A 6,743-nucleotide genomic window follows, 5' to 3' on the forward strand; every position below is an offset into this window, starting at 1 on the left:
GTTTTCCTGGTGCTGTTGGCGCAATGGAACCACACCGATTCCATCCCGAACTCGGTGGTGAAACGTTGCGGCGGCGAAGATACTTGGCGGGTTGCTGCCAGGGACAATAGCAAGGTGCCAGGGTTTTCTTGATAAACAAAAAGCCTCCTTTCTCATCGAAAGGGGGTTTTTTGATCTAACGGGCTTTGGGAAACTGTTATTAGCCTTGGTTTGAATCAAACTTAGATAGTAGCGTAGCTACTATCTATTGAAAATCATTGTTCTTGGTTTTTCTAGATTAACCAAGGTATTTTTAAAGGTTAATAATACCACCTTCGGAAGCACGATCGCACTAAAAATCCCTTTCTAAAAACAATTATGCTCCTTTGATCGCAAATCCAAGTATTACATCTATATCATCTAACTATGGGCGAATTATACCTATAATTCCGATGGTAGATGTTTGCAATATTATTTATATATTAAGTTTTGTATAGTTTATTATTTAATTGATTTATGCTGACTACTTCTCAGCCGCTGAAAGATGTTTTCTTTTGTCCCGAAGAATCCAATTTTTATTCGCACTGCTTAGAAACATTAGTTTTGAATAATTGTTTTAATTCCGAGTCAATTTTAGAATTTGGTTCTGGTGATGGGAGTCCCGTTATTAAGTCTTTGCTTAGAACCGAATTTGAAGGTATCATACATGGATTTGAGTTAAATAGTTTAGCTTGTCAAGTGGCAAAGTCAAAAATTAAAGAGTATAAACTAAGCGATAGATATATAGTCCACAATCGTTGCTTATTTGATTCTACTAGACCTGATGCTACTTATCTTGTATCAAATCCTCCCTATCTTCCAGCATTAGATAACAAGATTTACCAACCTTTGTTGCATGGTGGTGTAGAGGGAATTACTGTTACTAAACAGCTTTTGTCTTTAAATTATCCAAATGTCCTAGTCCTAGTTTCTAGTTATTCAAATCCTCAAGGGTTGATTAACTATGCACTAGCAAATGGTTACTTTGTTTCCGATTTTGCAATTTCACCCTTACAGTTTGGGTATTATAGCTCTGAACCAAAAGTTAAAGATAGAATTCAGGAGTTACGAAGAAATAAGAGAGCCTTTTACTCAAAGAATATCTACCTTTTAGCTGGTGTTCTATTTACCAAAAAATCTGCTTCTACAGGTGACTTATCCACTGAGTTAGTAAAGTTAATGACTAGTTTATAATTGGGTTGGATAAATATAGTGGGATGGTGCGTTGTTTATCACTAACGCACCTTACAAATAAAGGCTTTTTGAGAGAATTTATCAATTATCCGCCTTTAATGCGGTTTGCTGGGCTTCCCGTACTGCTTGGGCTACAGCAGTGCCAGCGCGATCGCTCAACAGTCGCTGCTGATCATAACCAAAAACTAACTCCCAAGCATCAGCGGGATACAGTGCTACAAGTGGTATAGCAACATCGTCCAACATCCAACGACCGTGTAGTTCGTCTACTTTAATGTGCAGATTCCAGTAGCTCATTGCCGCAGCTGAAAATCCTAATCGCTCACCAGCGGCTTGATAGTTGCGGAAGGTAGCTGGGACGGAAAGCTCTCCGTAAAGGAGTCCGCCAATATAGCGTAGGAAATAGCGCTTACGTTCGGTGAGCAGAAAACTATGATTGACGATCGCTAGAAGTTGCCAAGGGACTAAATCAAAATACGCCTCTGGTCGGGATAGCATCCCTAGTTCTTCCAGCATGGTTGTAAAGTGGGAAGAGTGCTTGCGGGAAAGGCGACCGCCACCGTATTCTTCGATCAACAACCTTGTCAGCACGGCATGGACTTCATTACCGACACCGCCTAGAGTCCGAGAAAGCTGACTTGCTTCGACTAATCCATCTAGGGAGGCGATCGCTACCAAACGACGATAACCAATTTCAGTGACGCGATCGCGATAAAATAAACCATCAGCAGATGGAGCAGGATCGACATCAGCAGCAAAGCGATCGCGCAATGCTTGCCCAATATCATCTATTCCTTGATACGCCGCTACATTCAGTTGTGCCGCTTCCCACTCCTGCCAAGCTTCCTCTATTTGGTCACGTACTGTTCTCAAGTAGAGCGATCGCTCATTGGTATAATGGCGCAAATCGTCATACCAAAAGAGCTTTAGCCGATTAATGCGATACAACACGCGCTGCAAAAAGCGGTGTGCAGAATCATCCCCAGATGTTCCTGCGTAAGCAACTTCTATTGCTTTGTTGAGTACTTTTTCAAATTCACTGGCGTTCACTATCTGTGCTGCCAACTTTTTGTCTAAATCTTCTGTTTCGAGCAGTTGAATAAATTGCTGCTCTGCGCGATCGTATTCTGTAGGTAGTAATTGACTCTTTGGTTTAGCTTCAATACTTGGGATCATGAATCTTGTTCGTTTTGGTATTAGTATCTACGATTCTCGAAGATCGTTACACTTTGTTACATCTACCTTGGAGAGAGAATCTACACACTCAAAACGCAAAACTTTATCTCAATGGAACAAGAAGACTCCCGTTACAGAGCAGTTTAACGGGAGATGAATGTGACCAACGTTCCTCAGAAGCGAAGCATCGATTTTAGCCAAGCGATCTATCCAATCTTCGATAACCTGAGTCATGGTTTTTTCCTTGCTTGCTGCGTATAGTTTTAGCTTGTTGTATCTGCGTTCTGACAACCTAAATCTTAATGACTTTTCTTTCATCATGTGTACACATAACGCCACCTTCATGTAAGTATAAATGTAGGTTGTTAACCGCGAGAACGTGAGGAAACAGGTAAAACGTCCTACTCCGTGATCTCGAAATTCCTAGCCGTCAATGGTGTAAAACTAAGTCCACACGGTAAGGACGAGAAACAAATTGAATAAACTACCTTGGGGCACAAGGAAAGTTACGCTTGGGGAGTAGTCCATAAGAGTGCTTGCCCTAAAAGGTGTAGTCGGACTAGACATGAAACTGTAAGACCAAATCTGACACAAGTTGGAAGTGGCAAGATTCAGCCCAAGAATCTCCCGTTACATCCTTTCTTGATTAACGGTGAGAGTGTCAATCTTGCCTGAAGGCGGTGCGTGAGGGCCAAAATTCGTGAAACATTGGTGCAATATTCAAGTAACACCGTCACACACCCTACTTAATCTGCGTAAACTACCCCGCCCGCTCCAGAGGGCGGAGCTTTTGGTAGCCCTAAATCTATAGGACAAGCCATACCGCTCATTTGTTAGTGTAAGGGGTGTGCTTTCCTCTCCTACCTAAAAGAGGAAGGAGAGGAAAGCACACCCCTTACCAACCCCGTTATCGGCGAACTTACTTGGTAGTGGGAACAGCTGGTTGAGTAGTTCCAGTTGTGGGGCGCAAATTCGCAGGAATTTCTTTAGGAACTACCCAAGAATAGACTGTGTGTTCGTAAACTGGCCCTTTAACTTTTACCACAGTTTCGGGTTTCCATTCACCCATATCATAGTTGTGAGAAACAACTCTTGTGCCAGGTTTTAGTTCTGAAAGTAACTTGGGTCGGAGTTTTAAATTTATATCAGGAAGTAAGTAAAGTGTGACTACTGTTGCTTCACTAAGATCGGTTTTAAACAAATCCTGTTGCAAGAATTTTACTCGGTTAGCTACTCCAGCTTTTTGAGCATTTTGTTGACTTTTTTTTACCAATTCAGGATCGATGTCTATTCCCACACCTCTTGCGCCGAATTTTTGAGCAGCTGTAATTACAATCCTGCCATCACCACTACCCAAATCATAAAGTACATCTTGTTTAGTAACTTTTGCTTGTTTGAGCATTTCTGCTACAACTACTTCTGGTGTGGGTACAAAAGGTACATCTTTTTCCACATCTGATAATTGGGCGTTAATATCGGGTGTTTGCTGCGCTACTTGTGCTTTAGCTTGGTCATTTTTTGGCACGGTTTGATTGCATCCGGCAAATAGTAAACTGCTAATACTCACACCAGCAATCAGTAAAAGTTTAATTGGTTGCAACTGCATTCTTCACTCCTGATTTGATGAACTAAGTTTGTTCAAACTCGTTGACGATTATGCCAAATTAATATTGGTGCGCCAACGATTACCATTGCTACACCCACTAATGCTCCCACTCCAGTATAAGCAAGACTAGAGTAGAGTAAATAACCACAAATTAGGCAAAACATTATTGGCGTAATTGGATAGAAAGGAACTTTAAATGGTCGGGGAGTTTCTGGTTCGCGCCAACGTAAAATAAACAGGGAAATTGTGGTTAAGAGAAAGAAAAACCAAAATACTGGGGCGGTGTAATCTACCATTGTTTGAAAGCCTTTGCGTGTCAAAGTGCCTAATAAAACTAGGAGAAGAGCGATCGCACCTTGCACCATTAAAGCATTGACCGGAGTACTGTTTTTATTTTGCCATTTCCCCAGAAAACTAAATACTGAAAAATCTTGTCCTAACGCATAGTTAGTTCTCGCCCCTGTAAAAATCGTTGCGTTAATTGCGCCTAAAGTAGAAACAGCAATTAATAAACTCAGAAATATTGCCCCAGGTTTACCAATTGCCCTTCTCATTAAATCAGCTGCTACTGCTTTTGAACTCGCCATATCAGTAACACCTAAACCTTGCAGATAGGCGACATTAATTAACAAATAAATGGCAGTAATGATGGCAATGCTAATTAATAGCGATCGCACCATATTCTGCCGTACATTTCGCAACTCAGCCGAAATATAAGCAGCTTCATTCCAACCCCCATAAGTCAGCAACACAAAAATCATGGACAAACCCCAAGAACCAGAGGTTTTTTGTCCCAAAGTTGCCGCTTCTTCCATTGGTAAAGTCAGAAATAAACCGCAAATTATTACCAATACTAAGCCGATAACTTTAGCCAAAGTTAACAAGTTTTGTGTCCATTTTCCCTGCTGAACTCCGACTATATTTAAAGCTGTCAAACCCACAATTACAATGCCAGCATAAATCGATGAAGAATAATCACCTAACTTCCACAACTGAGTAGCATAATCACCAAAAATAAATGCTAACAAAGTAATGGAACCAGTTTGAACTACTGTCATTCTTGCCCAAGCAAATAAAAAAGCAACATTCTTACCAAAAGCCCGACGCAGGTAATAATAATTGCCACCAGCATGAGGATAAGTTGTGGCTAATTCTGCCCAGCACAAAGCACCAATAAAAGATACTGCGCCGCCGATTAACCAGAGCAAAATTATTAATGGCGAACTTCCTGCATTAGCCGCAACTAAAGCCGGAGTTTCAAAGATTCCCGCACCAATTACAATACCTACAATGAGAGCGATCGCATCCGTGAATGCTAACGCTGGTTTAGGGGAAGCCGATGAGCTTGCCACCACATCTTGATTTGGAAAGCTATAATCTGCGCGTCTGCTCATCCCGGCATCCTTAGTATTTTAGCTGTAAATTGAAAATAGAATGGGTAACTACCACCTATTTTTTGTTAATCAACTCATATTCTACTGGGGAAAATCGATTTTTTCCAGAACATTTTTTGAATTTTGAAATGCTGCTGCTCATTGGACATCTACCAATAGGTAGATATAATATAATTCTTAATTAATCAATTATTAGTCTGTTGTAACGACTAAAGTCGTTTACTTTCTACATAGAAGAACTAAAATCCTGACAACAACCCAGATGGTAAATTGAAAAAAAACGAGGGTAGACACCCAGCCTACCCTTTTTTAGTCGTCAAATTGTAATTAAATTTTGCTATTACTTTTCACCAGTCACTTTTTCCAAAGTGTTACCGATAATTTGTTCAACAGACTTCGTGTTATTTGAGGTATTTTCAGGGCGTTTCATCTTATCAGCATCAGCAGTTCCTTGGATTTCGTTCAACCCAGGATTGGTTTCCTTAACTTGCTTGTGCAAACCGAAATCTGAAGGATCTTTACTAGAAATAGCATCTTGAGATTTCCCTTCAATTTCTAACAAATTGGCTTCGCCTTCAGTAGGTCTAGAAGTAGCACTGTAAGCAGGTAAAGTGTATGACATTACTAGCAAAGCACAGACGCAAGCAGCTACGAAAAAACGAACGCGGCGTAGCAAATTGGAAACATTAAAATTGATAAAGCGCATAGTAGGCTTCTCCTCTCTATTAAAGTAAAAACTAACGAGTAGTTGTTGATAATGGCTAAAGAAAGCTCAATTCAGCAACCTCCTACTATTTGCTCATATTTTTCTCACCCTCACATCTGTAGCTAGATATATCTGTGCCAATGAAAATTCCCACCCAAACTCAACCGGAAGGAATAGGCAATAATAGCCTCAATTTTGGACAAAAAACTCAATAGTTGGCAAAAGTGGGTCGCGCACCACACCTACACCCGCAAAACCCCAACGTTTTAGCAGATTTTTGAGTTGACTTCCCGGAACAGATTCTACAGCGAAGCGATTTGCCACATTTGCGCCATGAGTATTTAAGTAACTTAACGCCTCAAAATCTTCAGAGAACATCAACAAATAACCTGTGGGATTAGCTGTTTCTGAATTGCTTTCTGGATGGGCGGCTAAGTAACGACCGTCAGCTGTAGAACGAATTACGTAATAGACTTGAGAGAACATGGCAAAAATTGGTAGTTGGTAGTCACAGTAGGGGTAATTTATTGTAGGGGTTATTAATGAATTTAACCAACCCACAAAAAACCCAAAAGAAAAAGGAGAATAAATTCACCAAATATAAAAAAAAAATAAAATTTTAAAAAATGATTAGGGGGGAGGCACAATT

General features: G+C 40.5%; 6 protein-coding genes and 1 rRNA gene. 2 read left to right on the top strand and 5 right to left on the bottom strand.

From position 1 onward, the window contains the following. Positions 1–5 precede the first annotated feature (5 nt). Positions 6–123 (top strand): 5S ribosomal RNA (rrf, locus tag ACE1CC_RS24380). 372 nt (positions 124–495) lie between these two features. Beyond that, positions 496–1,212: a class I SAM-dependent methyltransferase gene (locus tag ACE1CC_RS24385; RefSeq protein ID WP_413273032.1), complete on the top strand. Its 717-nt coding sequence runs from the start codon at positions 496–498 to the stop codon at positions 1,210–1,212. An 81-nt stretch (positions 1,213–1,293) separates the two neighbouring features. Here the strand turns inward: ACE1CC_RS24385 and ACE1CC_RS24390 are convergent, their stop codons facing one another. The 5 genes from ACE1CC_RS24390 to ACE1CC_RS24410 form a co-directional block, all read right to left on the bottom strand. Further along, positions 1,294–2,388 carry an iron-containing redox enzyme family protein gene (locus tag ACE1CC_RS24390; RefSeq protein WP_413273033.1) on the bottom strand — a complete coding sequence of 365 codons (1,095 nt, stop codon included), beginning with the start codon at positions 2,386–2,388 and terminating at the stop codon, positions 1,294–1,296. A 919-nt stretch (positions 2,389–3,307) separates the two neighbouring features. Then, on the bottom strand, positions 3,308–3,994 hold the full coding sequence (locus ACE1CC_RS24395; protein WP_413273034.1) for a methyltransferase domain-containing protein: 687 nt from the start codon (positions 3,992–3,994) through the stop codon (positions 3,308–3,310). A 32-nt stretch (positions 3,995–4,026) separates the two neighbouring features. Beyond that, the gene (locus tag ACE1CC_RS24400) at positions 4,027–5,388 is read right to left on the bottom strand and encodes an APC family permease (protein ID WP_413273035.1); all 1,362 of its coding nucleotides are present in this window, start codon (positions 5,386–5,388) and stop codon (positions 4,027–4,029) included. 340 nt (positions 5,389–5,728) lie between these two features. Further along, positions 5,729–6,094, bottom strand: a complete 366-nt coding sequence (locus ACE1CC_RS24405) for a low temperature-induced protein (protein WP_413273036.1) — start codon at positions 6,092–6,094, stop codon at positions 5,729–5,731. 189 nt (positions 6,095–6,283) lie between these two features. After that, positions 6,284–6,580 (bottom strand): hypothetical protein, encoded by a 297-nt coding sequence (locus tag ACE1CC_RS24410; RefSeq protein ID WP_413263669.1) that lies wholly within the window; start codon positions 6,578–6,580, stop codon positions 6,284–6,286. Positions 6,581–6,743: the final 163 nt, after the last annotated feature.

The organism is Floridaenema aerugineum BLCC-F46, assembly GCF_041929345.1.
GTDB lineage: Bacteria > Cyanobacteriota > Cyanobacteriia > Cyanobacteriales > Aerosakkonemataceae > Floridanema > Floridanema aerugineum.